Source organism: Corynebacterium nuruki S6-4 (assembly GCF_007970465.1).
Taxonomy (GTDB): domain Bacteria; phylum Actinomycetota; class Actinomycetes; order Mycobacteriales; family Mycobacteriaceae; genus Corynebacterium; species Corynebacterium nuruki.
Genome location: NZ_CP042429.1, coordinates 386509 through 412314, shown reverse-complemented (window position 1 = coordinate 412314; position 25806 = coordinate 386509). Strand labels below are relative to the sequence as shown.

The window sequence follows — 25806 nt, the reverse complement described above, 5'->3', positions numbered from 1 at the left end:
CCTCAGTTCGTTCTCGTGACAACATGACCGCACCGGCCCCGCCCGCGGATGCGGACGGGGCCGGTACGGCGGGGGTGGGACGACTACTTGTCGTTGCCCTTGTTCCCGGACTCCTTCGAGTCCTTCTTCACCTGGTCGCGCGGAACCTCGACCAGCTCGTAGGCCTCGATGACGTCCCCGACCTCGATGTTCGGGTACGACAGAACCATACCGCACTCGTAGCCGTGGTTGACCTCGGTGGCATCGTCCTTGCCGCGGCGCAGCGACTCGATCGTCGCCTTCTCCGCCACGACCTTGCCGTCGCGGATGAGGCGGACCTGCGCGTTGCGGCGCATGTGACCGGTCTGGACCATGCAACCGGCGATGAGGCCGACCGCGGAGGCCCGGAACAGCTGGCGGATCTCGGCGGTACCGATCTCCCGCTCCTCGTAGACCGGCTTGAGCATGCCCTTGAGGGCATTCTCGACGTCGTCGATCGCATCGTAGATCACCGAGTAGTACCGGATCTCCACACCCTCCGAGTGGGCGACCTCGGTCGCCTTGCCCTCGGCGCGGACGTTGAAGCCGATGATGACGGCGTCGGACGCAGCGGCCAGGTCGACGTTGGTCTGGGTGACAGCACCCACACCGCGGTCGATGACGTTGAGCTCCACCTCGTCGTCGATGTCGATCTTGAGCAGCGCGTCCTCCAGGGCCTCGACCGTACCGGCGTTGTCACCCTTGAGGATGAGGTTCAGGGTACTGGTCTCCTGGAGCACCTTGTCGAGGTCGGCCAGGCTGACCCGCTTCCGGTTCTTCGTGAGAAGAGCGTTACGGCGACGGGCGTTGCGCTGGTCGGCGATCTGACGGGCGGTGCGGTCGTCGTCGACGGCCAGCAGGTTGTCGCCGGCACCCGAGACACTGGTGAGACCCAGCACCTGGACCGGACGGGACGGACCCGCCTCCTTGACGTCCTCACCGTGCTCGTCGACCATGCGACGGACACGGCCGTGGGCGTCACCGACCACGATCGAGTCACCGACGTGCAGGGTACCGCGCTGGATGATGACGTTCGCCACCGGACCACGGCCGCGGTCCAGGTGCGCCTCGATGGCGACACCCTGGGCGGGCATGTCCGGGTTCGCACGCAGATCCAGCGAGGCGTCCGCCGTCAGCAGCACGGCCTCGAGCAGCTCGTCGATGTTCGTGCCCTTCTTCGCGGAGATGTCGACGAACATCGTGTCACCGCCCCACTCCTCGGGAGTCAGACCGTACTCGGTAAGCTGGCCACGAATCTTCTCCGGGTCGGCGCCCTCCTTGTCGATCTTGTTCACCGCCACGACGATCGGCACATCGGCCGCCTTCGCGTGGTTGATGGCCTCCACGGTCTGCGGCATCACACCGTCATCCGCGGCGACCACGAGGATCGCGATGTCCGTCGCCTTCGCACCACGGGCACGCATGGCGGTGAACGCCTCGTGACCCGGGGTATCCAGCAGCGTGACCGTGCGCTCGTGACCGTCGAGGTCGACATCGACCTGGTAGGCACCGATGTGCTGGGTGATGCCGCCGGCCTCGTCGGAACCGACGTTGGTCTTGCGGATCGTGTCCAGCAGCCGGGTCTTACCGTGGTCGACGTGGCCCATGACGGTGACCACCGGAGGACGCTTCTGCAGGTCCTCGTCGTCGCCGGCGTCCTCACCGAAGCTGAGGTCGAAGGACTCGAGCAGCTCGCGGTCCTCGTCCTCCGGGGAGACGACCTCGACCTGGTAGTCCATCTCGTTGCCGAGCAGCTTCAGCGTGTCGTCCGGGACGGACGCCGTCGCCGTGACCATCTCACCGAGGTTGAACAGCGCCTGGACCAGTGCGGCCGGATCGGCGTTGATCTTCTCGGCGAAGTCGGACAGCGAGGCACCACGGCGCAGCCGGATGGTCGCGCCCTTGCCGTTCGGCAGCTTGACGCCACCGACCACGGACGGGGCCTGCATGGCCTCGTACTCGTGCCGCTTCTGCCGCTTCGACTTCCGCCCACGGCGCGGTGCGCCGCCCGGACGTCCGAACGCTCCTGCGGTACCGCCGCGGCGTCCACCGCGACCACCGCGGGGTCCGCCACCGGGACCGCCGCCACCGGGACCGTGACCGCCCCGGCCACGACCGCCGCCACCGGCGTTGTTGCCGGACTTCGCCGGCATCTGACCCGGGCTCGGGTGGTGCGGCATCATCGCCGGCGACGGCCGGTTGCCGCCGCCCTGCTTCGCGCCGCCCTGACCCGGACGCGGGGCACCGCCCTGACCCGGACGCGGGGCACCGCCCTGACCCGGACGCGGGGCACCGCCCCGGGCCTGGCCCGGACGCGGCATGTCGTTGCGACCGCCCTGACCGCCGCGCGGACGCGGTGCCGGACGCTCGGTCCCCGACGAGAACGGGTTGTTGGCGACCCGCGGTGCGCGGCCACCGGGCTTCGGGCCCGGCTTGTGGGCCGGACGCGGACCCGGCTTGTGCGCCGGCTTCGCCTGCTGACCGCCGTGCGCGGCAGCCGACCCCGGCTTCGGGGCGTGCCGGGCCTCATCGGCCTGCTTCGCCGCCGCAGCGGGGTTCGGACGCGGCTTCGCACCCGGGGTCGGGTGCGCGGTGGAACCGGCAGCCGGCTTCGGGTGCCGGGTCGGCTGACCCGGCTGAGCCTTGTGCGGCTTCGGCGCCGACTGGCCGGCGGCCGGCTTCTCGCCGGGCTTGTGGCCCGCACCCGGGGTCGGCTTCTTCGCCGGGCCCGGGGTCGGGTGCTTCTTCGCCGCGGCACCGGGGGTCGGCCCCGGCTTCACCGCCGCCTGACCGGACGGCTGTCCGCTCAGGTCGGGCTGCGGCACGGCGGAACCCTTCGACGCGGAATCCACGCCGAAGTGCTTCCGCATCTTCTTCACGACCGGCGGCTCCACCGTGGAAGACGCCGACTTGACGAACTCACCCTGCTCCTTGAGCGAGGCGAGAAGTTCTTTGCTGGTCACCCCGAGCTCCTTCGCGAGCTCGTGGACACGTAGCTTTCCGGGCACTACTCTCCTTCATTCCGTCGGAGCCGCAGGCCGGTCGACCACCGGTGTTCCCGGCGTATCCCAGCTACGTGCGACTCCAGTGCAGATGGACACTCATCGCTGATGCTGCTTCATCGTGCGCTCATCAGTAATCGGTTTCCTTTTCCTTCTCAGCCGCTGCACGTCCCGTGCAGCGGATGGTCCGTCTCGATGACATCGCGGACCGCCTGCGAGTCGGTACCCGCAGGAACCTTCAGCGCCCGGCTGAACGCCCGGCGCTGGACCGCTGTCTCGTACGCCGCCACCGTCGGGGTGATCCAGGCACCCCGTCCGGGAAGCCGCCGGGCCGGATCCGGGACGATACGTCGGGTACCGTCCGGAGCCGTCTCAACGACACACCGCAGCAGCCGGTCGGCCGGCTGCACGCGGCGGGTGGCGATGCAGGTCCGCTGGGGACCTGCCTCCGCCGGGGCGACGTTGCGTTCGTCGTGGTTCTTCGCCACCACTCACACTCCTCGTCCCGGGCGGAATCAGACCGACGTTCAGTGTAACTCCTCACCGACCCCCGGAGCCAACCGTGTGCCGACCGCAGGGGCGGCACCGGGTTACACGGGTGTGATTCCGGTGTCGGCCCCGTCAGCGGCGTCCGCGTCAGAGACCGGGCGGATGTCGATCTTCCAGCCGGTGAGCCGCGCCGCGAGCCGGGCATTCTGCCCCTCACGACCGATCGCGAGCGACAGCTGGTCATCCGGGACCACGGCCCGCGCGACGCGCATGTCGTGGTCGGTGACCTCGACCCGTACAACCTTGGCGGGTGCCAGGGCATTCCCGACGTAGCGTGCCGGGTCCTCCGAGAAGTCGACGATGTCGATCTTCTCCCCACCAAGTTCGGTCATGATGGCGCTCACGCGCTGACCGCGCGGGCCGATGCAGGCGCCCTTCGCGTTGAGGCCGTTGACGGTCGACTTCACCGACACCTTCGACCGGTGGCCGGCTTCCCGGGCGATACCGGTGATCTCCACCGACTCGTCCGCGACCTCCGGGACCTCCAGGGCGAACAGTCCGCGGACGAGCTCCGGGTGGGTACGGGACAGCAGGATCTGCACGCCGCGCGGGCCCTTGTGCACCGCGGTGACGTAGCACTTCACGCGGGTGCCGTGCTCCAGGCGCTCACCGGGCAGGTGCTCGGCCGAGAGGATCAGTCCGTCCTGGCCGTCGGCCTCGGTCCCGAGGTGGACGACGGTGATGCCGCGCTCGTTGGCGCGGGCGTCCCGGTTCACCACGCCGGAGACGACGGTGCCTTCGAGGGAGGCGTACTTGCCGTAGGTCGTCTCCGCACGGGCGGCCTTGACCTGGCCACGGATGGCGTCCCGGACGGTGCGGGCGGCGTCCCGGCCGAAGTCGTCGGGGGTGACGTCGAACTCGCCGGTGACCTCGCCCTCGTCATCGAGCTCGCGGCGGGTCACGGTGACCGCGCCGTCCACCGGGTCGATGGCGACCCAGACATTGCCGGTGTCCCCGGTCAGCTCCCGGTAGGAGTCCTTCAGGGCGTACGAGATCGCCCTGATGAGGTTCTGCTCCGGGACATGTTCGATGTTCTCCAGGGCTTTCAGGGCACTCAGGTCAATTTTCACTTGTTTTCCTCCTGCGCGGTCAGCGCACGGTACTTCTCGGGGTCGAGTCCCACCAGGTCCGCCTCGGCGGCCGGTGGTTCAGAGAATTCAACTTCTACCAGTGCCCCCGCCGCATCCGCCAATCCGCGGGCCTCGACGGTGGGTTCCGCCCGGCGGTTGGCGGCCGGACGCACCAGCCAGACCGTCTCCCCGTCCGTCCCCGCGACGCGGAGCTTCTCGGGGGCAGACTTCTTCTTTTTCCCGGTCGCGGCGGCATCAGCGGACGCGTCCCGAGCGGCCGGAGCGATACTGACGAGGCGGCCGATGTTGCGGCGGAAATGCCGCGGCTCGGTCAGCGGGGTGTCCAGGCCCGGTGTGGTGAGTTCGAGGGTGTACCCGGCACCGAAGTTCATCGCACCGGACGCCTCCCGGGCGTCGAACTCCCCCGACACCGCCTGGCTCACCGTCTCCAGCAGGTCGAGGTCGGGCCGTCGGTCACCGTCGAGTGCGATACGCACCGCGGACTTCTTTCCCGCCCGGGTGATCTTCACCCCCTCGACATCCAGTCCCGTGGCGGCCGCCAGCGGGGCCACGACATCACGAATCTCCTGCTCAGTGGGGAACGCCATGGCCTGACGATAGCAGAGGGCCGGTGCGGTGCCTCGGGGTATCCCACCCGGATGGCACTATGAGGACCGTGCATCTCACCCTCGCGTCCCGTCGCTCCGCCGCCCTCCTGCTGACCCTCGCGGTCGTCCCGGGTGCCGCCGGCATGGTGGCCTGCTCCCCCGACGACCCCACGCCCGATGCGGGTCTGCAGGGGATCTCCGCCGATCTGCGCGCACTGTCGTCCGACGGTGCCCTCGACGGCAACGGGATCTTCGCCGCCCAGGCGGACCTGGTCGATGCGGAGGTGCTGCGGGAGTGCGGGACCCGGGACGGGGAATCCCCGGCCGGTTGCGCCACCCCGGCCCAGGCCCCCGCAGACGTACCGGACATCGACAAGGTCCGGACGGAGATGATGGATCTCATCGGTACCGGCGGTGGTGACCGCGCGGTCCTGCTCACCGGGCTCCATGCCGCACTTGCGACCGTCGAGGACGCCGATGCCGGCGGTCCCGCCATCGACTCCGACATCACCGACGCCGGATTCACCGACGGCAGTTCCGACGCGCTCGGCAGGGCGACCGAGCTCGTCGACCAGGCGGTGTACCTCACCGGCGTCGTCCTCCCCGTCGCCGGCGATTCCTCGGGCACGGTCTCCGCCGTCGGAAGCCGGCTGCGCGGGATCCGGGACGCCGTGGCGGAGGCCTCCGGTGTGCCCGCCGCACCGGGTTACACCTTCGCTGACGGCGCCGCCACGCCCACCGACCGGAACGGCGCGGTCACCGCGCTGCTGCAGGCCGTGCACGACGTGACGGTGGAGCTGCGTCGGGCGGTCGGTTCCCTCGACGGTGCCGACCGTGAGACGGCAGCCATGTGGGCTGCGGTCTCCGCCCGGTGTGAGGCCGCGCTCGAGGACCAGCTCGGGACGGATCCGCTGACGGTCACCGTCCGCGGCCAGTAGCTGCCGGAGCGGTCAGTCGCCACGGTTCCCGTCGGTCGAACAGTTCCCGGCAGTCAAACAGTCCCCACCGGTCACGCGGACCCCGCCGGTCCCACTTGCCCCCCCTGGTTCCACGGCAGGTTATATGTCCCCGCCATTTTCCGTTATGCCATGCGGCATAGCATAGCTGTTTTTCTCCGGGACATACCCGCCCCGCCGCAGCCACAGTGACTGCTGTGACTGTTGTGAAAGTTCTGGGTGTTGTGACTGTTGTGGATGCCCTGGATGTTCTGACGGCCGGGACTGTTGTGACGGCTGCAACTGATGTGGCTGCCGTATCGTCCGGGTCGGGTCCGCAGGTTCCGCCGGAGACGTCGACCGGCACTGTCGTGCACTGTCGTGTGCGGAGGACTCGGGCTGCCGCAGCAGAATGGCCGTAGACGGCCGAAAGGCCTGCCGGGTGTTCCGGCAGGCCCTGCGGTCATGCTGTTTCTTCTTGTCCGGGATCATCCGCGCCCGGTTCTTCAGCAGCAGATGCTGCTGCAGCTGCTCCGGGTCCATCTTCCAGGTCCCCGGCCGGGTCTCCCCGACCGTCGATGTCGACCGGGTCCGCGCACGTCCCCGCTTCTTCTGCGCCAAGTATTCACCTCCCGCGTCCGTGGTCCCGCCTCCGTGCAGGACGACCGCAGGACAGCATAACGCAGCCAGGCGACTACTTTCCGGCGAGACCGCGGATCGTGGCGACCGCCTCGCCGTACGGGACATTCGTCGTCTCGCCGGTCAGCCGGTTGCGCAGTTCGACAGTGCCCTCGGCGAAACCGCGTCCGACGATGACGACCAGCGGCATACCGAGCAGCTCGGCGTCCTTGAACTTCACACCCGGGCCGACCTTGGGCCGCTCGTCGAACAGCACCGTCAGTCCCGCGTCGTCCAGCGCAGTCACCAGGTTCTGCGCCGCCTCACCGGCGGCGACGTCCTTGTTCGCGATGACGACATGCACGTCGAACGGCGCGACGGTCGACGGCCACCGCAGACCCTTCTCGTCGTGCATCTGCTCGGCGATCACGGCGATGAGGCGCGAGACGCCGAGCCCGTAGGAGCCCATCGTCGGCACCGACCGCTTGCCGTTCTCGTCGAGGATCTTCACCTCGAAAGCCTCGGTGTACTTCCGGCCGAGCTGGAAGATGTGGCCGATCTCGATACCGCGCTCGAGGGTGAGCGTCCCCATCCCCTCCGGCGCCGGATCGCCTTCACGGATCTCCGCGGCCTCGATGTAGCCGTCCGGGATGAAGTCACGGCCGGCCACCATGTTCGCGACATGGTGGTTCTTCGCGTCCGCACCGGTGATCCAGGAGGTACCGGTGACCACGCGCGGATCGGCGAGCACCCGCACCCCGTTGTCCGCCAGGCCCTTCGGCCCGACATACCCCTTGACGAGGAACGGGTTCTTCGCGAAGTCCTCGTCGGAGGCGAGCTCGACGACCGCCGGCTCCAGCGAGGCCTCGAGACGCTTCATGTCGGCCTCCCGGTCCCCGGGCAGCAGCACACCGGTGAGCGTGGGCTCCCCACCGGGCTCGGTGATCTTCACGACCAGGCACTTGAGGGTGTCCGACAGCTCGGCGGGACGCCCGTCGACCTGCAGATCGATGGACCGGGCCCACTCGAGCAACGTGTCCATCGTCGTCGCGTCAGGCGTTTCGTACACCTGGGCGGCGGGCAGTCCCTCGATGTCACGGGGGGCCGGAGCCGGGGTGACGACGGCCTCGACGTTGGCGGCGTAGTCACCGTCGGTGGCCCGGACGAACGTGTCCTCACCGTTGGCGGACACCGCGAGGAACTCCTCGGAGGCCGAGCCGCCCATCGCGCCGGAGGTCGCCGCACAGATCGCGTACTCCACACCCAGCGAATCGAAGATGCGCTGGTAGGCGGCACGGTGCAGCCGGTAGGCCTCATCCAGTCCGGCATCGTCCATGGTGAAGGAGTACGAGTCCTTCATGATGAACTCGCGGCCACGGAGGATGCCGGCGCGCGGCCGCTCCTCGTCGCGGTACTTCGTCTGGATCTGGTACAGGGTGACCGGGAAGTCCTTGTAGGAGGAGTACTCCCCCTTCACCAGGTCGGTGAACATCTCCTCGTGCGTCGGCCCGAGAAGGTAGTCGGCCCCCTTGCGGTCCTTGAGGCGCAGCAGGGAATCGCCGTACTCGGTCCACCGGTTGGAGCGCTCGTAGGGCTCCCGCGGCAGCAGGGCGGGCAGCCGGATCTCCTGGGCGCCGATGGCGTCCATCTCCCGGCGCACGATCTCCTCGACCTTGTGCAGGACGCGCAGTCCCAGCGGCAGCCACGAATAGACACCCGGGGCGACGCGCCGGATATAACCGGCTCGCACGAGAAGCTTGTGGCTGGGAACTTCCGCATCAGCGGGGTCTTCTCGCAGGGTACGCAGGAAGAGGGAGGACATCCGGGTGATCATGGGGGGTACTTTAGTTCATCCGCTCACGCCGTGGCGCTAGGGTGTGCCCCATGCTCATCCTCCTGCCCCCGTCCGAGACGAAGGCCACCGGCGGCACCGGCGGAGCCCTCGATCTGACCACCCTGTCCTTCCCCGGACTCACCGAGGTCAGGGCGGATATTCTCGCCGATCTCGTGGCACTCGACGTCGATGAGGCACTGACCGTGCTGGGCATCTCGGAGACGCTGCGCGGCGAGGCGGAGGCCAACCGGGCGCTGCGGGAGGCGCCGACCATGCCCGCACTGGGCCGCTACACCGGGGTGCTCTACGACGCACTGGACGCCGCCACCCTCACCGACGCTGACCCGGCCGCCCGGTCCCGGCTCGCCGTCGGCTCGGCTCTGTTCGGTGTGGTGCGCGCCGACGACCCCATCCCCCACTACCGGCTGTCGGGGTCGACGAAACTGCCGCGGCGGGCGGCGGCGTCCGGTGCGGCACCGACGATGAAGAAGCGCTGGGGCCGGACCATCACCGACGCACTGACCACCACCCCCGACGGCGCCGGGGACGGCGTGATCGTCGACCTGCGGTCCGGCAGCTACCAGGGACTCGGGAAACTGCCCGTCCAGGATGCGGCGTCCGGCACCGGGGCGGTGACGGTCCGGGTCGAGTCGGTCCGCCCGGACGGGACCCGCAAGGTCGTCAGTCATTTCAACAAGCACTACAAGGGCGTCCTGGCGCGGGTGCTGGCCACCGCGGGATCGGACGCCGATGATGCGCGGACCGCCGCGGACGTCGCCGACCTGGCCCGCGGTGCCGGGTTCACCGTCGAGGTCAACGCGCCGACCACGACGGCATCCGGGAAGGTCACGCCGCCGAAGGATTCCCTGACCCTGGTGGTGTAAGGCTCACCCCAGCCGGGCGCGGCGCCCCGCCGCCTCCCCGACGACGATGATCGCCGGGGACCCCAGGCCCTCCCGCGTGATCGTCCCGCCGAGGTCCCCGAGGGTCGTCTGCGTCACCCGTTCCCCGGCGGTGGACGCGTTCTCGATGACCGCGGCGGGCGTCGTGGCCGGCTTCCCGCCGTCGATGAGGCGGGCGGCGATCGCCCCCGCGTTGCGCACCGCCATGATGAGCACGAGAGTGCCGGTCATCCGGGCGGTGGCGTCCCAGTCCACGAGGGACTTCGGCGAGTCCGGCGGCACATGCCCGGAGACCAGCGTGAGGTCGTGGTTCAGCCCCCGGTGGGTGACCGAGAACCCGGCGAGGGCCGGTGCGGCGGTCGCCGAGGTCACGCCCGGCACCACCCGGACCGGGATGCCCGCGGCCGCACAGACCTCGATCTCCTCGAACCCGCGGCCGAAGATGAACGGGTCGCCGCCCTTGAGCCGGACGACCCGCTTCCCCGCCCGCGCCCGCTCGACGAGCAGGTCGTTGATGCGTTCCTGGGCGACCTGGCGGGCGTAGGGGATCTTCGCGACGTCGATGAGTTCCACGCCCCGCCCGGCGGCCTGCTCCGCCAGCACCACCGGGCCGAGATGGTCGGCGAGGATGACGTCGGCGGCGGCGATCTCCCGGGCACCGGCGACGGTGATGAGGTCCGGGTCGCCGGGTCCCCCGCCGACGAGCACGACCTCGCCGACGGTGGACTCCCCGGCTGCCGCGGTCGGGGTGGCGTCCTGCGCGCGCCGGTCATCGACGGGGACGCCGTGGGCGGTGGCCCAGGCCAGGGTCGTCGCCGCGGCGTCCGGCGGGGTGGTGGCGGCGATGTGGACGAGTGCGGCGGGGTGGTCGGTGCTGTCTGCCGTGTCTGCGGCGACCGGGAGTGCGCCGCGTTCGCGGAGGCGGTCGGCGGTGAGGGCGGCGTCCGGTCCGTCGGCGACGAGGACCCGGACCCCGGTGAGGAGAAGACTCATGGGGAAGATCATAGTGCGCCCCCGGTCACCCCACCCGGTACGACCGGAGACCCGCCCCCGCGGGGTGGTCTGAACGGATCAGACCACCGCGCACGGTGCGGGTCTCCGGTGCCGGGAGTTGTCCCGGGCGGGCCTAGCTGACCTAGCGGGCCAGCTTCAGCGCCTTCTGGCTGCGCTCCCACTGCTGGTTGTACAGCGCGAGATCGTCGGAGATCCTCCCGCCGTAGGACGGGACCATCTCCTTGAGCTTCGGGGCCCAGTCGCCCATGCGCTCACCGAAGCACCGCTCGAGCACCTCGATCATCGCGGACGGGGCGATGGAGGCTCCCGGGGACGCACCCATCAGGCCGGCGATCGAACCGTCGTTGGAGTTGATCAGCGCGGTACCGAACTCGAGGGTGCCGAACTTCGGCGCCTTCGCCGGCTTGATGACCTGGACACGCTGGCCGGCGGTGACCAGCTCCCAGTCCTCGGACTTCGCCGTCGGCATGTACTCCTTGAGGGACTCGATGCGTGCCTCCTGGTTCTTCAGGACCTCGGTGACCAGGTACTTGGTCAGGCCCATCTCCTGGACGGCGACGCCCAGGTAGGAGGGGATGTTGCCCGGACGCAGCGACTTGAACAGGTCGAGCCAGGAGCCCTTCTTCAGGAACTTCGGGGTCCAGCCGGCGTACGGGCCGAACAGCAGGCCCTTCTTGCCGTCGATGATGCGGGTGTCCAGGTGCGGCACGGACATCGGCGGGGCGCCCACGGCAGCCTTGCCGTAGACCTTCGCGGCGTGCTGCTCGATGAGCTCCTCGTTGGTGCAGCGCAGCCACTCGCCGGAGACCGGGAAGCCGGCGTAGCCCCTGATCTCCGGGATGCCGGCCTTCTGCAGCAGCGGCAGGGCCATGCCACCGGCGCCGACGAAGACGAACTTCGCGTGCACGGTGGAGGTGTCGCCGTTGTGCAGGTTCTTGACGGTGACCTTCCAGCCTGCACCGTCGCGGGTGATGTCGGTGACCTGGGAGCCGTAGCGGACCTCGACGCCCTCGGCGGTGACGGCGTCCAGGTACTGGCGGGTCAGGGCACCGTAGTTGATGTCGGTTCCCACGTTGGTCCAGGACACGGCGGCGCCCTCGGAGAAGTCGCGGCCCTCGCCCATCAGCGGCAGCATCTCGGAGAAGGTGTCCGGATCATCCGTGAACTTCATGTCCGGGAAGAGCGGGTTGTCCTTCAGAGCCTCGTAGCGGGCCTTGATGTAGGCGACATCCTTGGCGCCGTGGCCGAAGGACATGTGCGGGGTGGGGTTGATCCACTCGCTCGGCTCACCCAGGGTGCCGTTCTCGACGAGGTAGGACCAGAACTGGCGGGAGATCTGGAACTTCTCGTTGATGTTCACGGCCTTGGTCGTGTCGACCTTGCCGTTGACCTCGGGGGTGTAGTTGAGCTCACAGAGCGCGGAGTGGCCGGTACCGGCGTTGTTCCACGGGTCGGAGGACTCGGAGGCCGGGATATCCTGGCGCTCGATGATCAGCTGGCTCCAGTCCGGCTGCAGCTCGCGCAGCATCACAGACAGGGTGGTCGAGATGACACCGGCGCCGATCAGCGCGACGTCGACATGATCGTTCTGAGGAGACACGATATAGACAATCCTTCTTTTGGCGGCTGTTGCGCCCGGGGGTCCCTGGTCCGCGGACGGGACCCGCTGGCGTCCACAATCAGGCAATGGTACGCCGCGGGGTGCGCGCCACCACATCCAACCCCCGTGCGTGGCGGCGGTAGCATCGACGGCTGTGACCGCTGAGACCACTGAGACTGCTGAGACCACCGGGACCGCCCTGCCGCCGCAGGACGCCACCTCCCGCCTGTCCCTCGCCGACGTCCTGTCCCACCCCATGGGAAAGTCCGTCCATGACCTGAGCTTCGGCCCCGACCTGCTCGGTCCGGGCTACGGGGCGCACACCCTCGTCCTCGGCGACGACCCCGACGGGGAGACGCCCGGACGCCCCGTCGTGACCACCCTCGTCCGCCACCTTCCGACGGGGGTGGCCGACGACGCCTGGCGGACCCGGCCGGCACTGCTGTTCGTCCACGGCATGACCGACTTCTTCTTCCAGACCCACGTCGCCGAACACTTCCACGCCCTCGGCTACGCCGTCTACGGCCTCGACCTGCGCAAGTGCGGCCGGTCCCACCGGCCCGGCCAGACCTGGCACCACGTGTCCAGCCAGTCGATCTACGACGAGGACCTCACCGTCGCCCTGTCCCTGCTCGCCGCCGGCCATCCCTCGGTCATCCCCGTCGGCCACTCCACCGGTGGGCTCGACGTCACCATGTGGGTCGCCCGGCTGCACCGTGCCGCCACCGACGGGGACGCCGCCCGCGCCCGGTTGTACGCCGCCGTCCGCGCGGTCGTCCTCAACAGTCCGTGGCTCGACCTGCAGTTCGACGCCGTGACCAACGCCGTCATCCGCCACATCTTCCCCACCGTCGCCCGGTTCGCCCCGGACTGGCACGTCCCCGGCGGCATCGACCCCTCCTACGGCCGGACGCTGCACGTCGAGGAGTACGGCGAATGGGACTACGACCGGACGTACAAGCCGCTGTACCCGCGGCCGAAGAAGGTCAGCTGGCTGGTCGGGGTGTCCCGCGAGATCGACAAACTGCACACCGGCGGCTTCGCCACCGGGGTGCCGACCCTGCTGCTGTGCTCCGACCGGCACAGTGGCGGCGGTCGTCCCGGTGCCGACGGTGCAGCCGCCCCCGATCCGGACGCCTTCCTCACCGACACGGTCCTGAAACCCGACCAGATGCGGGCCGCCGCCCACCTCGTCGACCCGCACTGCGACGTCCGCACCGTCCCCGGCGCGATGCACGACGTGTTCCTGTCCGGCCCGGAGGTACGCGCCGCGGCCTTCCGGGCGGCGGACGCCTGGCTCGCCGCCCTGCCGTAGCTCCGCACAGGAGCAGCGGCCCTCCTCTCGGCCTCGCGCGGGGCAGCAGCCCACCTGTCGGCATCGCGCGACGAGAGGATGGTCGAGGACGCCGCTGACCATCCCCTCGTCGCGCGATGCGTACACCGGGGCGGAGAGTCGGGGCGGAGAGTCGGGTCAGTACACCGGGGCGGAGCGTCAGCTGCCCCGCCCCTGCCCCTGCTCCCCCGCCGCCGTGTCTGTGTCCGCCTCCGCATCCGCTGACGCCTCCGCCCGCGCGATCGCGTTGCCGATCTGGGCGAGCATCTTCGCGGGGTTGGCCATCAGCGTCTTGTTCACCCGGACAACCTGCCACCTCTCGTCGCGCAGATCCTGCAGCTGTTCGAAGTCCTTCTCCGTCTGCGCCTCCCCGCCATGGTGGGCACCGTCGTAGTACAGGCCGATCCGCAGCGTCCGGCAGCCCAGGTCGAAGAAGGTGCGCTTCGTCCGGACGCCGCCGCCGACGACCTCCCGGTACCGCACCCCCACCTGGGTCTCCCAACGGTGTCCGGCCGGCAGCAGATCCCGGACGAACAGGCGCAGCAGAGTCTCCCGCGGCGATTCCGCTCCGCCGACGGACAACGCCAGCAGTCGTCGCACCCGCCGGACGGAGACCAATCCCCGGCAGGCGCGGATGATCTGTGCCCGGGTCACGCCGGTGCACTGGGCGACGGCGTCGATGAGCTGGACCGCCCGGATCTCCACGTCGGACAGTCCGGCGACGGCGGGAACATGCCACGTGTGCTTGGCGGACAGCACCGACCGCAGGCACTGCGCCAGGGCCACCGCCGCGGAGACCACCCGCAGGTGCGGGAACCGCGGGTCCGGGGTGACAGTGTCACGGACCGGATCGAATCCGGCGGGCAGGTGCCGGAAGGCCGCCCGCAGTGGTCGGGACGCCGCCCGCTGCGTCCGGTCGGAACCACCGGACCTGGTGGGGCTGAGCAGGAGGACCACCGCGGCGTCCGCCCAGTACATCAACCCGTGGTAGGCGGCGGCCGCCCAGCCGCCGAGGATGCACGTCGGGTGGTTGAGGTGCTGCGCACGGGCCCGGGTGATGATGCAGGCGGGGTAGGCACCGGTGTCCTCCCCGTTGCCCGCCACCTCCCGCGCCACGACGACCCCGTCGGCGACGGCGGTGTAGTAGTTGTCGACCTTCCACCGGCTCACGCCCCCGTCGAGCAGGCTCCGGCGGGTCACCGGACCATGGTCCGGGAGGATCCGGACGCAGTACCAGGGCCCGCGGCCCGGCGTGTAGCGCCCCTGCTCCGCGGCCTCGGCGACGTGCTCCGGCAGCCGCCAGGCCGGATTCACGTTCTCGTCACGGGTCCCGTTGCGGTAGGCCACGGTCATCCTCCCCTCCCGGGAGTGCCCCTCACCCCCGTGTGCCGTCCCCATCACAGCACAGCTGCCGCCCGGGTGACCGGGGTTCGGCGGTTTCCGCCGGCACCTGTGCGCATCGCGCGACGTGGGGATGGTCAGCGGCGTCCCCGACCATCCCCACGTCGCGCGATGCGCACACCTGATGGTCGGGCGGGAGCGGCGTCCCGCAGTCCCGCACGCGCTACGATCGGGCGCATGGCAGACAGCGCAGAGCACTACGACCTCATCATCGTCGGCACCGGCTCCGGGAACTCCATCCCCGAGGAGCTCAACGACCGGAAGATCGCCATCGTGGAGAAGGGCATCTTCGGCGGCACCTGCATCAACGTCGGCTGCATCCCGACGAAGATGTACGTCTACGCCGCTGACGTCCTCCGCGAACTGCGTGACTTCTCCCGCTACAGCATCACCGCCACCTCCCCGGTCACCGGCGACCCGGTTGAACCGCCGGACTGGGACATCGAGTGGGCCGACCTGCAGGCCCGCGTGTTCGGCCGGCGCATCGACCCGATCTCGCGCGGCGGCGAGGCGTACCGGCGCGGCGACGAGACCCCGAACATCACCCTGTACTCCGGCACCGCCCGCTTCACCGGCGAGCGCACCATGTCGGTCACCGACCGCACCGACGGCGGCCCGGACGCCACGATCACCGCCGACCAGATCATCCTCGCCACTGGGTCGCGGACCTGGGTGCCGCCGGTGATCGCCGAGTCCGGGGTCCGCTACCGCACCAACATCGACATCATGCGGATGGAGAAGCTCCCCCGCACCCTGGCGATCATGGGCGGCGGCATCATCGCCACCGAGTTCGCCCACATCTTCTCCGCGATGGGGGTGGAGGTCTTCCTCATCAACCGGTCCGACACCCTGCTGCGCAAGCAGGATGAGACGGTGAGCTCCCGGTTCACCGAACTGGCCGGCCGGCAGTGGACCAACCTGCTGGGCCGCACGGTCACCGCCGCCCGCGAGGAGGGGGGTCTGGTGACCCTCACCCTCGACGACGGCCGGGAGATCGACTGCGACGAACTGCTGCTCGCCCAGGGGCGGGTGCCCAACGGCGATCTGCTGGACGCGGCGTCCGGCGGCGTGGATCTCGCCGACGACAACCGGGTGCTCGTCGACGAATTCGGCCGGTCCAGCGCGCCGGGGGTGTGGGCGCTCGGGGATGCGGCGAACACCCTGCAGCTCAAGCACGTCGCCAACCAGGAGGCGCGGGCGGTGTTCCACAACGTCACCATCGCGGACGGGGATGAGTCGCAGCTGCAGCGGCTCAAGCACGACAATGTCCCGGGCGGGATCTTCAGCCACCCGCAGATCGGCTATGTCGGCATGACCGAGGCCGAGGCGCGCGACTGGGCGGCGGACAACGGCCGGCGGATCACCGTGAAGGTGCAGGAGTACTCCGATGTCGCCTACGGCTGGGCGATGGAGGACACGACCGGGTTCTGCAAGCTCATCGCGGACGCCGATTCCCGCCGGTTGCTCGGCGCCCACATCATGGGCCCGCAGGCGGCCACCCTGATCCAGCTGCTGGTCACCGCCATCGAGTTCGACCTGGACCTCGTCGAGTTCGCCACGAAGCAGTACTGGCCGCACCCCGCCCTCTCCGAACTGGTGGAGAATGCGCTGCTCGGCCTCGAGTTCGTCTAGGCCTGTCGTGGTCGACGGCGGATACTGCGTGGTGACCGGGGCGGCGTCCGGTATCGGGCGGGCGGTGGCACTGCTGCTGGCCGGTGAGGGACGCCGGGTGGCGGTGACCGACCGGGACGCCGCCGGGGTGGCGTCGGTGCGCGACGAACTGCCGGACGCCGTACTCGATGCCACGGTGCTCGACATCACCGACCATGACGCGGTCGAGCGGTGGGCGTCCGGCCTGGTGGCGGAGCACGGCGCACCGGCCGAGGTGTACCACGTCGCCGGCATCGCCGTCTGGGGCGATCCGCGTACCCTGCCGCACAACAAGTGGACGAAGGTCATCGACGTCAACCTCATGGGCACCGTCAACGTCGTCGAGGCCCTGGTGCCGGCGATGACCGAGGCCCCGGGGCGGTGTGACCTGTGCTGTGTGTCCTCGGCCGCGGGGTTCCTCGGACTGCCGTGGCACGGTGCCTATGCCGCGTCGAAGGGCGGGGTGCTGGGGATGTGCGAGGTGCTGCGGTTCGATCTGGCGCCACACGACGTGAGGGTGCACTGTGCGGTGCCCGGCGCGGTGGACACTCCCCTGGTCCGCACCATCGACATCGAGGGGGTGGACACCGACGCGCCCCGGGCGGCGCGGGTCAAGGGCCTGTTCCGCGGCATCGCCGTGACCCCGGAGAAGGCCGCCCGGAAGATCGTCGGCGGGGTACGGAAGAACCGGTACCTCATCTACACCAGCGCGGACATCCGCCTCGGCCGGTGGGCGCAGGTGAACATGCCGTGGGCGTACCGCGCGGTGATGCGGCTGCTCAACCGCGGGCTGCGGTGGGCGGCGGCCTGAACGGCATCCCCGCCGGATGTCCGCATCCCGACGGGCCAGGACGGTCACCCGGGGGTATGACTGACCTGGCGCGTCGGGATGCGACCTACTCGTGGCTGCAGGCGGAGAAGGTTCCGGGGTAAACCTGGACCTGTGAAGAACTCCACCGGACACTCCACAGCCGGCGCGCCGGGCACCGCCGGCACCGCCGAGACAGCCGCCGCGGGCCTCCCGGCACAGCCGTGGGCGAAGAGCCCCGCCGAGCTCGCCGAGGCACTGGGCACCAGTGTCGCGACCGACGACAGCTCCGCCGCCCCCGGGCTCACCGCGGACGAAGCCGCCCGCCGGCTCCCCGCCACCCGCGCCCGGGCCGTCGCCGGCTCCGGCGCGAACTCGGCCTGGCGTCTGCTCGCCAAGCAGTTCACCAGCCCGATCATCATCATCCTCATCGTCGCCACGCTCATCGCCGGCATCCTCGGCGACTGGCTGGACACGGTGATCATCCTCGTCATCGTCGTCCTGTCCGGCCTGCTCGACTTCGCCCAGGAGCGCGGCGCCCAGGCCTCCATGGACAAGCTCCTCGGCGCCGTCCGGCTCACCGCCACCGTCGTCCGCGACGGGTCGGACACGGAGGTCCCCTTCGCCGAGGTCGTCCCCGGTGACGTCATCCGGGTCAGCGGCGGCGACATCCTCCCGGCGGATGCCGTCCTGCTCGACGCCCGCGACCTGCAGCTCGACCAGGCGTCTCTCACCGGCGAGACCTTCCCGGTGGACAAGCAGCCCGGCCCGGTCGCCGCCGACACCGAACTGGCGCAGCGCAGCTGTCTGCTGTACTCCGGCACCCACGTGGCGTCGGGCGAGGGGACCGCCGTCGTCGTCGCCACCGGCCGCGACACCGAATTCGGCCGGGTGAAGCAGTCCCTGGCCGCCAAGCAGAAGCCCACCGGTTTCGAACGGGGCATGACCCGCTTCGGCCTGATGCTCACCCGCATCATGGTGGTGCTCGTCATCGCCATCTTCATCGTCAACCTCGTCCTCGACCGGCCGGTCGTCGACTCGGCCCTGTTCTCCCTGTCCCTGGCGGTGGGCCTGACCCCGCAGCTGCTGCCCGCGATCGTCGGCCTGTCGCTGGCCCAGGGGTCGAAGATCATCGCCAAGCACCGGGTGATCGTCAAGCGGCTCAACGCCATCGAGGACTTCGGGGCGATGACGGCCCTGTGCACCGACAAGACCGGCACGATGACCGCCGGGGAGATCCACCTCTCCGCCCCGCTGGACCTGCACGGCGACAAGGATCCCGCGCTGCTGCGCACCGCCGGGCTCAACGCCATGCTGCAGTCCGGCAAGACCAATGCGATGGACCAGGCGATCACCCGGGCGGTCCACGGTGCGGGCCTGGACCTGTCGGACGCCACGGCGATCGACGAACTGCCCTACGACTTCACCCGGAAGCGCCTGTCGGTGCTGGTGACCGATCCGGAGACCGGGGGCGGCGTCCCGACGCTGGTGACCAAGGGGGCGGTGGAGAAGGTGCTGGAGGTCTGCACCCGGGCCCGGATCGACGGGGAAACCGTGGCGCTGCCGCAGGTCATCGACGATGTGCGCGGCGTGGTCGACGACCTCGGCGCCCGCGGCTTCCGGGTCCTCGCCGTCGCCGCCACCGGGCAGGACGCCGCCACGACCGCCGCCGACGAGTCCGAGCTCACCCTCGTCGGCCTGCTGAGCTTCGCCGACCCGGTGAAACCCGATGCGGCGGACACCATCGCCGACTTCGCGACCGCCGGAGTGACGGTCCGGATGATCACCGGGGACGCCCGCCCGGTCGCCACCCACATCGCCGGCGAGCTGGGCCTGGACCCGGCGGCGGTGATGAGCGGCACCCAGATCGACGCCCTGTCCGACGAGGATCTCGCCGACCAGGCCGAGGGCATCCGGGTGTTCTGCGAGACCACCCCGCACCACAAGGAACGCATCGTCCGGGCACTCGGCCACGACGGGGAGACCGTCGGTTACATGGGCGACGGCATCAACGACGCCCCCGCCCTCCACGCCGCCGACGTCGGCATCTCGGTGACCGGCGCCTCCGACGTCGCCGCCGAATCCGCCTCCATCGTCATGCTGGAGAAGAACCTGCGCGCCCTGCTCGACGGCATGCACGCCGGACGCCGCACCTTCGCCAACACCATGAAGTACATCCAGATGACCACCAGTGCGAACGTCGGCAACATGATCTCCATGGCCGTCGCCTCGGTGATCCTGCCGTTCCTGCCGCTGCTGGCCTCCCAGATCCTGGTGATCAACCTGCTCACCGACCTGCCCGCCACCGCCATCGCCACCGACCGGGTCGACCCGCGGCAGCTGCGCCACCCGCAGCGCTGGGACATGCGGCTGATCCGCAACTACATGCTCGTCTTCGGCATCCTGTCCTCGGTTTTCGACCTGGTGACCTTCGGTGTGCTGCGCTGGGGGTTCCACGCCGGGGAGAGCGAGTTCCAGACCGCCTGGTTCCTCGCCTCCGTGCTCACCGAGGTGCTGGTGCTGTTCAGCCTGCGCACCCGGGGTCCGCTGTGGCGGTCGAAGCCGTCCCGGATCCTCGTGCTGCTGTCGGTGCTCGTCGCCGTCTCCGCCTTCGGTATCGTGCTCTCCCCCGTCGGCGATCTGCTGCACCTGGAGGTCATCCGGTGGTCGCTGGTGGGCCTGGTGGTGCTCATCGCGATCGGGTACGTGGCCGTCACCGAGCTGACTAAGCCGCTGTTCTGGCGTCACCCGCACCACCGCACCGAGCAGCTGCGGTGGCCGGTGTCCCGGCATCTGGTGACGGCGCGCCGTCAGAACGGCAGCAGCACCAGCAGCCACGCCACCAGCGGTCCGACGGCGACGACGACGCCGGAATAGACGAGCATCTGCCGGAAGAACCGGTCGCGGTGGTCGGCATCCACATTGGCCAGCACCATCGCACCGTTGGTGGAGAACGGGGAGACGTCCACCACCGTCGCGGCGATGGCGATGGCCGCCGCCGTGCCCGCGACCGGCAGATCCCCGCTGGTGAGGAAGGGGGCGGCCATGGTGATCGCGATCCCGATCGTGGCGATCGAGGACGCGAGCGCCGAGACGATGCCTGACATGTAGCACAGCAGCACCAGGCCCAGCATCGGGGCGCCGAGGGTGGCGATGCCGTCGGAGATGACGTCCACCGTGCCTGCGTCCTGCAGCACCTCGATGTAGGTCACCATGCCGCCGACCAGCACGATGGTCGACCAGGACACATTCGCCAGTGCCTTGTGCGATTCCTTCGGCTTCAGCACCGCCAGCACCGCGCCGATGACCAGCGAGACCACCCCGATGTCCAGGCCGAAGATCCCGGCCGCAATGACGAGGGCCGTCAGACCCACGATGGTGCACCACTGGTACCAGGTGACCTGACGGACCGGGGCGGTACCGGCCATTGCGTCGACCGCGGTGGCCACCGGTGTCGTACCGGACGCCCCGTCCGTGTCCGGGGCCGTGTCACCGGCGGAGGCGGCATCCGCCCGCAGTTTCTCCTCGTCTGCCCGGGCGCGGGCGCCGAAGAGGGCCCGGCCGCCGAGGAAGACGTAGACGACCGCGCCCATGACGATGTTGAAGGCCATCGCCATGAGGAACAGTGCCCAGGTGTGGTCGCCGAGATCGTGGTTGGTGAGGAAGTCGTTGACGTAGATGCCGTAGACACTCAGCGGGCTGAGCAGCCCCGCCATGCCGCCGTGGACCACCATCATGCCCATCATCAGCTGGTTGATGCGGTAGCGGCGGGCGAACGGGATCGCCAGCGGGGAGATCACACCGATGGCGAAGATGGCGCCGATGGACATGAAAAATCCGGTGAGGGCGAAGAAGATCCACGGCATCACCGCCCGGTTGCCCCGGACCGCCCGCATCGCCCACCGCAGGATGAGGTCGATGGTGCCGTTCTGCTGCGCGAAGCCGAACAGGTAGGTCAGGCCCATCAGGGCGATCATCAGGTCGACGGGGAAACCGTCGAAGACCTTGGAGAAGATGTCGCCGGTGTCCGCCCCGTCACCGGTGAACTCCGGGACGCCGAGGGCGACGAGGAAGCCACCGACCAGGCCGAGGATGCCCAGGTTGATGTTGCGGAGGGTGCCGACCAGGAAGATCAGTACCAGAACGACGATCGTGACAACGTGGATGCTCACGGGGTCTCTTTCACGGGGAAGGTGGGACAGGGAGCGCGCGGGAGTGGACACGGGTTCGTGACGGCACGGTCGGAGGGTCACCGGGTGCCTGTCGTTCCGGTGCCCGACCTTGGTGTGGTGTGACCTCTGACACGATGGAACGGAGAGTCATCCTAATCACAGGATCCGACGATCGATGCGGCGCCCCCCTGCGGTGCACGGGACGTGACCGCTGTGTCCGCTGTGTCCGCTGTGCCTGCTGTGCCTGCCATGTCCGCGGAAAGAGCCCAGGTGCTGCTCCACGGCGGTTTTTTCGACCTACGGGTTCGTTTCCTCGACGTGGAGACCGGGATATCGACCTGTCAGTTCGCTTGCCCGACCTGTCCCCCGGTTCCCCGGGCCGGAGGGACGTGTCCGCGTCAGCTCAGCGGACGTCCCTCCCGGTCGTGGGCGTAGTTGCCGGAGCCCACGAGGATGAGGATGAACTCGACGAACGCCCAGATGCTGACGGCGCACAGGGCGATCGAGGAGATCACGATGAGGACGAGTCCGGTACCGATGAGGGCACCGTTGTCCTCCTCCCAGGTGTTGTAGTACCCGGAGGTGCCGTCGTAGGAGTCGTAGCTGTCACCGAAGCCGGAGAACATGACCGCGAAGCCGACGATCATGAGGATGATGCTGAGCACCGTGGTGACCAGCTGGCCGATGGCGCGGTTCTTCAGGCCCAGGTAGAAGTTGTGCACTCCGAGACCACCGAGGAAGAACGCGAGCAGGGCCGCGGCGATCTTCGACTTCGGTGAGGTCTGCGGGACGCCGTAGCCCGGGTAACCCTGAGGACCCGGATAGCCGGGGTAACCCTGCGCACCGGGGTAACCGGGGTTCATGCCATAGGCGGGGGCGCCGGCGGGGTATCCGGCCGGCGTCGGTCCACCGGGATAGCCGGGATTCCCCTGGGGGCCCTGCGGGTAACCCTGTCCCTGCGGCGGGACCTGCTGGTTGTAAGGGCCGGGCTGACCGGGCTGACCGGGCTGGTTGTACTGGCCCGGCTGATCCGGCTGGGCGTACTGCTGGCCGTACGGGGTATCGCCGTAGACCGCGGTCTCGTACGACGCGGTGCCGTACGGGGTGTCGGTGTACGGAGTCCCGCTGTACGGGGTCTGGTCGGCGGACGGCGTGCCGTCAGAGGACGGCACCGACGGTTCGTCGGCCCTGCCCCAGACGGTTGTCTCCTGCTCGTCCGGGTTGGCTCCGGGGGTCTGGTCCGGAATGTCGTCCCGGGTCTGGTCCGGTCCGTTCTCCGGGTCGTTGTCCGGCGGGGTCGACGATGGCTCCGTCACAGTGTGCTCCTCGTGGTCCTCATAGGTTCGGTGCCGGCGCACCACACCACAGGGCTGCGGCACGGTTCCGGATCTCGGCCCTGAGGTTACCCTGCGGACGACCGCAGACGGCAGACCCCGGCGTCCTGGTATTTTCACCGCATGAGTTTCCGGGAAAAACTGACCACGGGCATGCCCGGCCACTTCACCATGCCCGAAGAGTTCCTCAGTCTCGCCGACTGGTGCGAACAGCAGGGGTACGGCATCAGTGACATCACCTTCATCGCCGACCCCGATATCCACGTCACCGGCGACGTGAAGCTCTTCCTCGGCGAGCGGGTCCCCTTCCCCGACGGCTATCTCCCCGACCCGGACCGGCTCTACGAGGTGGGGTACACCGGCGGCGACGGGTCCACCTTCTGCCTGTGGCTCGACGACGACGGTGTGCAGCACGTCGTCAACCACGGCTCGGGTTCGGGATCGTGTCTGTGGGCGACGTTCCCGGACGCCCTGTCCGTCCTGCGCCTGTTCGCCGTCGGATACTTCACCCCGGCATTCAACGAAGGGTGGAGTGCACCACCGGAACTCGACGACATCCCCGATGCCGAACTCTCCGATACCGCACTGGCGCCCTACCGGGCCTGGCTGAAGGAACGCTGGGGGCAGGACACACCCCGCACCGGGGTGGAGGCGCTCGGACTGACGGCGGAGGACGCCGCCGTCTGGACCGATGTCGAGGGGCCGACGACCGGCGACCCGTTCAACGAGTGGCTGACCGCCGGTCAGTAGATCCCGACGATGGCGTTGTTCCCACCGTTGCAGTGGACGGTCTGCCCGTAGTGGGCACACCGCATCGTGTAGGTCTGCCCGGTCTCCGGGGAGGTCACCGACAGGGTCGGCTCCGAGTTTCCGGTGGAGGCGTAGGTGGCGGTGAAGGCGCTGAAGACCGCCGCGGCGAAGCTCTCGGAGGTGTTCGAGGTCGCCGCGTAGTAGGTGGTGTACCGGGTCTGGACCGGGGCCGCCGGAGCAGCGGGTGCCGGGGCCTGCGGGGCCGCGGCGGGCGCACCCGGTGTCGGTGCCGGGCCGGCGTTGCCGGACGCCCCGCCCGCCGAGCCGTTGGATGCGCCGCTCGGCGACGCGGGGGTCTGGGTGACGGTGACCGTCTCCTGGTCACGGTCGAAGACGCCGCACGCGGTCATCGACACGGTGAGCAGTCCGGCCACCGCAGCCGTTGCGAATCCTCTGATCCGGGGCATGTGTTCCACTGGTTATTCTCCTCAGCGTGTGTATCGTCGAACGTTAAGTTACACCACGTGGGCAGCCCCGGTGCGCTCGACATTCGCGGGTGGGGAGTTCTTATCGGGATCCGGCCGCACCGGCGCCGGATGCCCCGTAGCCGCCACCGCCGGCGGTACTGATCGACACCCCCTCGCCCGCGGTGAGGTCGAACCGGCTCATCGAGGGCCGGGGTTCGGCTGTGCCGTCGTGGTGGTACCGGACGGCGGCACTGCTGCCCGGGGCGCCGCCACCGAGACCCCACGGCACCGTCGTCACTCTCGACGTGCCGGCCACCACCGTCGCCTCGCCCCGGGTCAGCGAGAGCTGCCGGTACAGTCCGTCACCGCCCCGGTGGTCCCCAGCACCGCCGGTCCCCCGCACGATTCCGTAACTGTCCACCCGCAGCGGATACTCCCGTTCAATCACCTCGCACGGGGTGTTCCGGGTGTTGGTCATGTGGGTGTGGGTGGCCGAAGCCCCGTCCGAGGCCGGGGACGCCCCCTGACCGCCGCCGTAAGTTTCGACGTAGGAGTAGTACTGCCCGTCCCGCGGGTCGACGCCGCCTATCGTCACGATGCTCATGCTGCCGCTCGACGCCGCCGGAACCAGGCCGTCGGTGAACTGTTCGAAGGCGCCGAGGATGGCGTCCACGATCCGTTGGGAGGTCTGGGTGTTGCCGTGCGCGACCGGGGCGGGGAATTCAGCGTGGACGAGGCTGCCGGGGCGGGTACGGACCTCGATCGGGGCCATGAGCCCCGCATTCGAGGGCAGTGACGGGTCGGCGAGGATCTTCACGACATAGGCCGCACACGCCCGGGCGACGGCGTAGGAGCAGTTCACCGCACCCTGGACCTGGTCGGCAGTGCCGGTCAGGTCGATGACGATGTCCTCCCCGGAGACGGTGACCGTCGCGGTGACCGGTATGTCCACCGGCTCCACCCCGTCGTGTTCGAGGTGGTCCGTGAAGGTCCCGGTACCGTCCGGCAGTTTCGCCAGCGCCGCACGCGTCCGCCGCTCCCCGTAGTCCACCAGGGCCTCACAGGACTGCCGGAAACCGTCGGCACCCCACTCCCCGACGAGTTCGAGGATGCGGCGTTCGCCGAGCCGGTTGGCCGCGACCTGTGCCATGAGATCGCCCCGGGTCTTGTCGGCGGTCCGGATGTTCATCAGCAGCAGCTCCAGCGACTCGCGCTGCAGCTCTCCACCGGCGAACAGCCGGATCGGCGGGACCCGGATCCCCTCCTGGAAGATCTCGGTCGCCTGGGTCGCCATGGAGCCGGGCACGATGCCGCCCATGTCCACGTGGTGGGCCATCGTGGCGACCAGGGCGGTCACGGTCCCGTCGACGAACACCGGGGTGATGACGCACATGTCGGGCAGGTGGGAACCGCCGAGATAGGGGTTGTTGGTCATGAGGACGTCGCCGGGCCGCAGCCGGTCCGCCCCGTATTCCTCGAGTGCGTTGGAGATCAGGGTCGGCATGAGGCCGAGGTGCAGCGGGATATGCTCCGCCTGCGAGATCAGCGTGCCGTCGGCGGCGTAGATGCCGGCGGAGCAGTCACGGCGGTCCTTGATGTTGGGGGAATAGGACGTACGGATCAGCGCCGTCCCGACCTCCTCGGAGATCGAGGTCAGCCGGTTCCGGGCGACTTCGATCTCGATGGCGTTGACGGCAGCGGTGTTGTCGGTGTCATGGTCGTGCATGGTGGTGGCTCCTCT

Annotated in this window: 19 protein-coding genes and 1 pseudogene; 7 read left to right on the top strand and 13 right to left on the bottom strand. The window is 69.6% G+C overall.

What is annotated here, in order from left to right:
* Positions 1-83: 83 nt before the first annotated feature.
* From infB to rimP, 4 genes are all read right to left on the bottom strand, one after another.
* Positions 84-3026 carry a translation initiation factor IF-2 gene (gene infB / locus FSW06_RS01825; RefSeq protein ID WP_010118884.1) on the bottom strand — a complete coding sequence of 981 codons (2943 nt, stop codon included), beginning with the start codon at positions 3024-3026 and terminating at the stop codon, positions 84-86.
* Between the two features lie 149 nt (positions 3027-3175).
* Positions 3176-3508 (bottom strand): YlxR family protein, encoded by a 333-nt coding sequence (locus tag FSW06_RS01820; protein WP_010118887.1) that lies wholly within the window; start codon positions 3506-3508, stop codon positions 3176-3178.
* Positions 3509-3610: 102 nt separating this feature from the next.
* Positions 3611-4639 carry a transcription termination factor NusA gene (nusA, locus tag FSW06_RS01815; RefSeq protein ID WP_010118888.1) on the bottom strand — a complete coding sequence of 343 codons (1029 nt, stop codon included), beginning with the start codon at positions 4637-4639 and terminating at the stop codon, positions 3611-3613.
* Positions 4636-5247 (bottom strand): ribosome maturation factor RimP, encoded by a 612-nt coding sequence (gene rimP / locus FSW06_RS01810; protein ID WP_029448848.1) that lies wholly within the window; start codon positions 5245-5247, stop codon positions 4636-4638. The genes nusA and rimP overlap by 4 nt, the downstream gene beginning before the upstream one ends.
* Before the next feature lie 59 nt (positions 5248-5306).
* Between rimP and FSW06_RS01805 the strand changes: the two genes are divergently transcribed.
* Positions 5307-6185 (top strand): hypothetical protein, encoded by an 879-nt coding sequence (locus FSW06_RS01805; RefSeq protein WP_010118892.1) that lies wholly within the window; start codon positions 5307-5309, stop codon positions 6183-6185.
* 444 nt (positions 6186-6629) lie between these two features.
* Here the strand turns inward: FSW06_RS01805 and FSW06_RS14680 are convergent.
* Together FSW06_RS14680 and FSW06_RS01795 are read right to left on the bottom strand one after the other, a co-directional pair.
* A pseudogene (locus FSW06_RS14680) lies at positions 6630-6725 on the bottom strand (PTS nitrogen regulatory IIA subunit); the annotation flags it as partial.
* 151 nt (positions 6726-6876) lie between these two features.
* Positions 6877-8634: a proline--tRNA ligase gene (locus FSW06_RS01795; RefSeq protein WP_010118894.1), complete on the bottom strand. Its 1758-nt coding sequence runs from the start codon at positions 8632-8634 to the stop codon at positions 6877-6879.
* A 50-nt stretch (positions 8635-8684) separates the two neighbouring features.
* Between FSW06_RS01795 and yaaA the strand changes: the two genes are divergently transcribed.
* On the top strand, positions 8685-9518 hold the full coding sequence (gene yaaA, locus FSW06_RS01790; RefSeq protein WP_010118896.1) for a peroxide stress protein YaaA: 834 nt from the start codon (positions 8685-8687) through the stop codon (positions 9516-9518).
* Positions 9519-9521: 3 nt separating this feature from the next.
* Here yaaA and cobA read toward each other — a convergent pair whose 3' ends face one another.
* Together cobA and mqo are read right to left on the bottom strand one after the other, a co-directional pair.
* Positions 9522-10529 (bottom strand): uroporphyrinogen-III C-methyltransferase, encoded by a 1008-nt coding sequence (gene cobA, locus FSW06_RS01785; protein ID WP_238525911.1) that lies wholly within the window; start codon positions 10527-10529, stop codon positions 9522-9524.
* A 142-nt stretch (positions 10530-10671) separates the two neighbouring features.
* Positions 10672-12150, bottom strand: coding sequence for a malate dehydrogenase (quinone) (gene mqo, locus FSW06_RS01780; RefSeq protein WP_010118900.1), 1479 nt, complete (start codon positions 12148-12150; stop codon positions 10672-10674).
* Positions 12151-12304: 154 nt separating this feature from the next.
* Between mqo and FSW06_RS01775 the strand changes: the two genes are divergently transcribed.
* Positions 12305-13465 (top strand): alpha/beta fold hydrolase, encoded by a 1161-nt coding sequence (locus tag FSW06_RS01775; protein ID WP_010118902.1) that lies wholly within the window; start codon positions 12305-12307, stop codon positions 13463-13465.
* Positions 13466-13642: 177 nt separating this feature from the next.
* On the opposite strand, the gene FSW06_RS01770 is transcribed toward FSW06_RS01775, so the two are convergent.
* Positions 13643-14836 carry a hypothetical protein gene (locus tag FSW06_RS01770; RefSeq protein WP_010118904.1) on the bottom strand — a complete coding sequence of 398 codons (1194 nt, stop codon included), beginning with the start codon at positions 14834-14836 and terminating at the stop codon, positions 13643-13645.
* 225 nt (positions 14837-15061) lie between these two features.
* Here FSW06_RS01770 and mtr point away from each other — a divergent pair, with 225 nt between their 5' ends.
* The 3 genes from mtr to mgtA all read left to right on the top strand — a co-directional run bounded on the left by mtr (position 15062) and on the right by mgtA (position 20219).
* Complete coding sequence (mtr, locus tag FSW06_RS01765; RefSeq protein WP_010118906.1) at positions 15062-16516, top strand: mycothione reductase; 1455 nt, start codon at positions 15062-15064, stop codon at positions 16514-16516.
* A gap of 7 nt (positions 16517-16523) precedes the next feature.
* A complete protein-coding gene (locus FSW06_RS01760; RefSeq protein WP_029448851.1) occupies positions 16524-17345 on the top strand; it encodes an SDR family oxidoreductase in 822 nt (273 codons plus the stop codon).
* A gap of 132 nt (positions 17346-17477) precedes the next feature.
* Complete coding sequence (mgtA, locus tag FSW06_RS01755) at positions 17478-20219, top strand: magnesium-translocating P-type ATPase (protein ID WP_010118909.1); 2742 nt, start codon at positions 17478-17480, stop codon at positions 20217-20219.
* On the opposite strand, the gene FSW06_RS01750 is transcribed toward mgtA, so the two are convergent.
* On the bottom strand, positions 20153-21514 hold the full coding sequence (locus FSW06_RS01750) for an SLC13 family permease (protein ID WP_010118910.1): 1362 nt from the start codon (positions 21512-21514) through the stop codon (positions 20153-20155). The two genes, mgtA and FSW06_RS01750, sit on opposite strands and share 67 nt — an antisense overlap.
* A gap of 398 nt (positions 21515-21912) precedes the next feature.
* Positions 21913-22830: a TM2 domain-containing protein gene (locus FSW06_RS14675; RefSeq protein ID WP_010118911.1), complete on the bottom strand. Its 918-nt coding sequence runs from the start codon at positions 22828-22830 to the stop codon at positions 21913-21915.
* A gap of 141 nt (positions 22831-22971) precedes the next feature.
* Between FSW06_RS14675 and FSW06_RS01740 the strand changes: the two genes are divergently transcribed.
* Positions 22972-23598, top strand: a complete 627-nt coding sequence (locus FSW06_RS01740; RefSeq protein ID WP_010118912.1) for a hypothetical protein — start codon at positions 22972-22974, stop codon at positions 23596-23598.
* On the opposite strand, the gene FSW06_RS01735 is transcribed toward FSW06_RS01740, so the two are convergent.
* A complete protein-coding gene (locus FSW06_RS01735) occupies positions 23592-24074 on the bottom strand; it encodes a hypothetical protein (protein WP_146881297.1) in 483 nt (160 codons plus the stop codon). The genes FSW06_RS01740 and FSW06_RS01735 overlap by 7 nt on opposite strands.
* 91 nt (positions 24075-24165) lie before the next feature.
* Entirely contained in the window at positions 24166-25791 is a 1626-nt protein-coding gene (locus FSW06_RS01730) for a hydantoinase B/oxoprolinase family protein (RefSeq protein ID WP_010118914.1), read from the bottom strand.
* Positions 25792-25806 lie beyond the last annotated feature (15 nt).

Excerpts from the sequence above, each read along its gene's own strand:
- rimP (WP_029448848.1), bottom strand. The coding sequence starts at position 5,247 with ATGGCGTTCCCCACTGAGCAGGAGATTCGTGATGTCGTGGCCCCGCTG.
- FSW06_RS01805 (WP_010118892.1), top strand. The coding sequence starts at position 5,307 with ATGAGGACCGTGCATCTCACCCTCGCGTCCCGTCGCTCCGCCGCCCTC.
- FSW06_RS01795 (WP_010118894.1), bottom strand. The coding sequence starts at position 8,634 with ATGATCACCCGGATGTCCTCCCTCTTCCTGCGTACCCTGCGAGAAGAC.
- yaaA (WP_010118896.1), top strand. The coding sequence starts at position 8,685 with ATGCTCATCCTCCTGCCCCCGTCCGAGACGAAGGCCACCGGCGGCACC.
- cobA (WP_238525911.1), bottom strand. The coding sequence starts at position 10,529 with ATGAGTCTTCTCCTCACCGGGGTCCGGGTCCTCGTCGCCGACGGACCG.
- FSW06_RS01770 (WP_010118904.1), bottom strand. The coding sequence starts at position 14,836 with ATGACCGTGGCCTACCGCAACGGGACCCGTGACGAGAACGTGAATCCG.
- mtr (WP_010118906.1), top strand. The coding sequence starts at position 15,062 with ATGGCAGACAGCGCAGAGCACTACGACCTCATCATCGTCGGCACCGGC.
- FSW06_RS01740 (WP_010118912.1), top strand. The coding sequence starts at position 22,972 with ATGAGTTTCCGGGAAAAACTGACCACGGGCATGCCCGGCCACTTCACC.
- FSW06_RS01730 (WP_010118914.1), bottom strand. The coding sequence starts at position 25,791 with ATGCACGACCATGACACCGACAACACCGCTGCCGTCAACGCCATCGAG.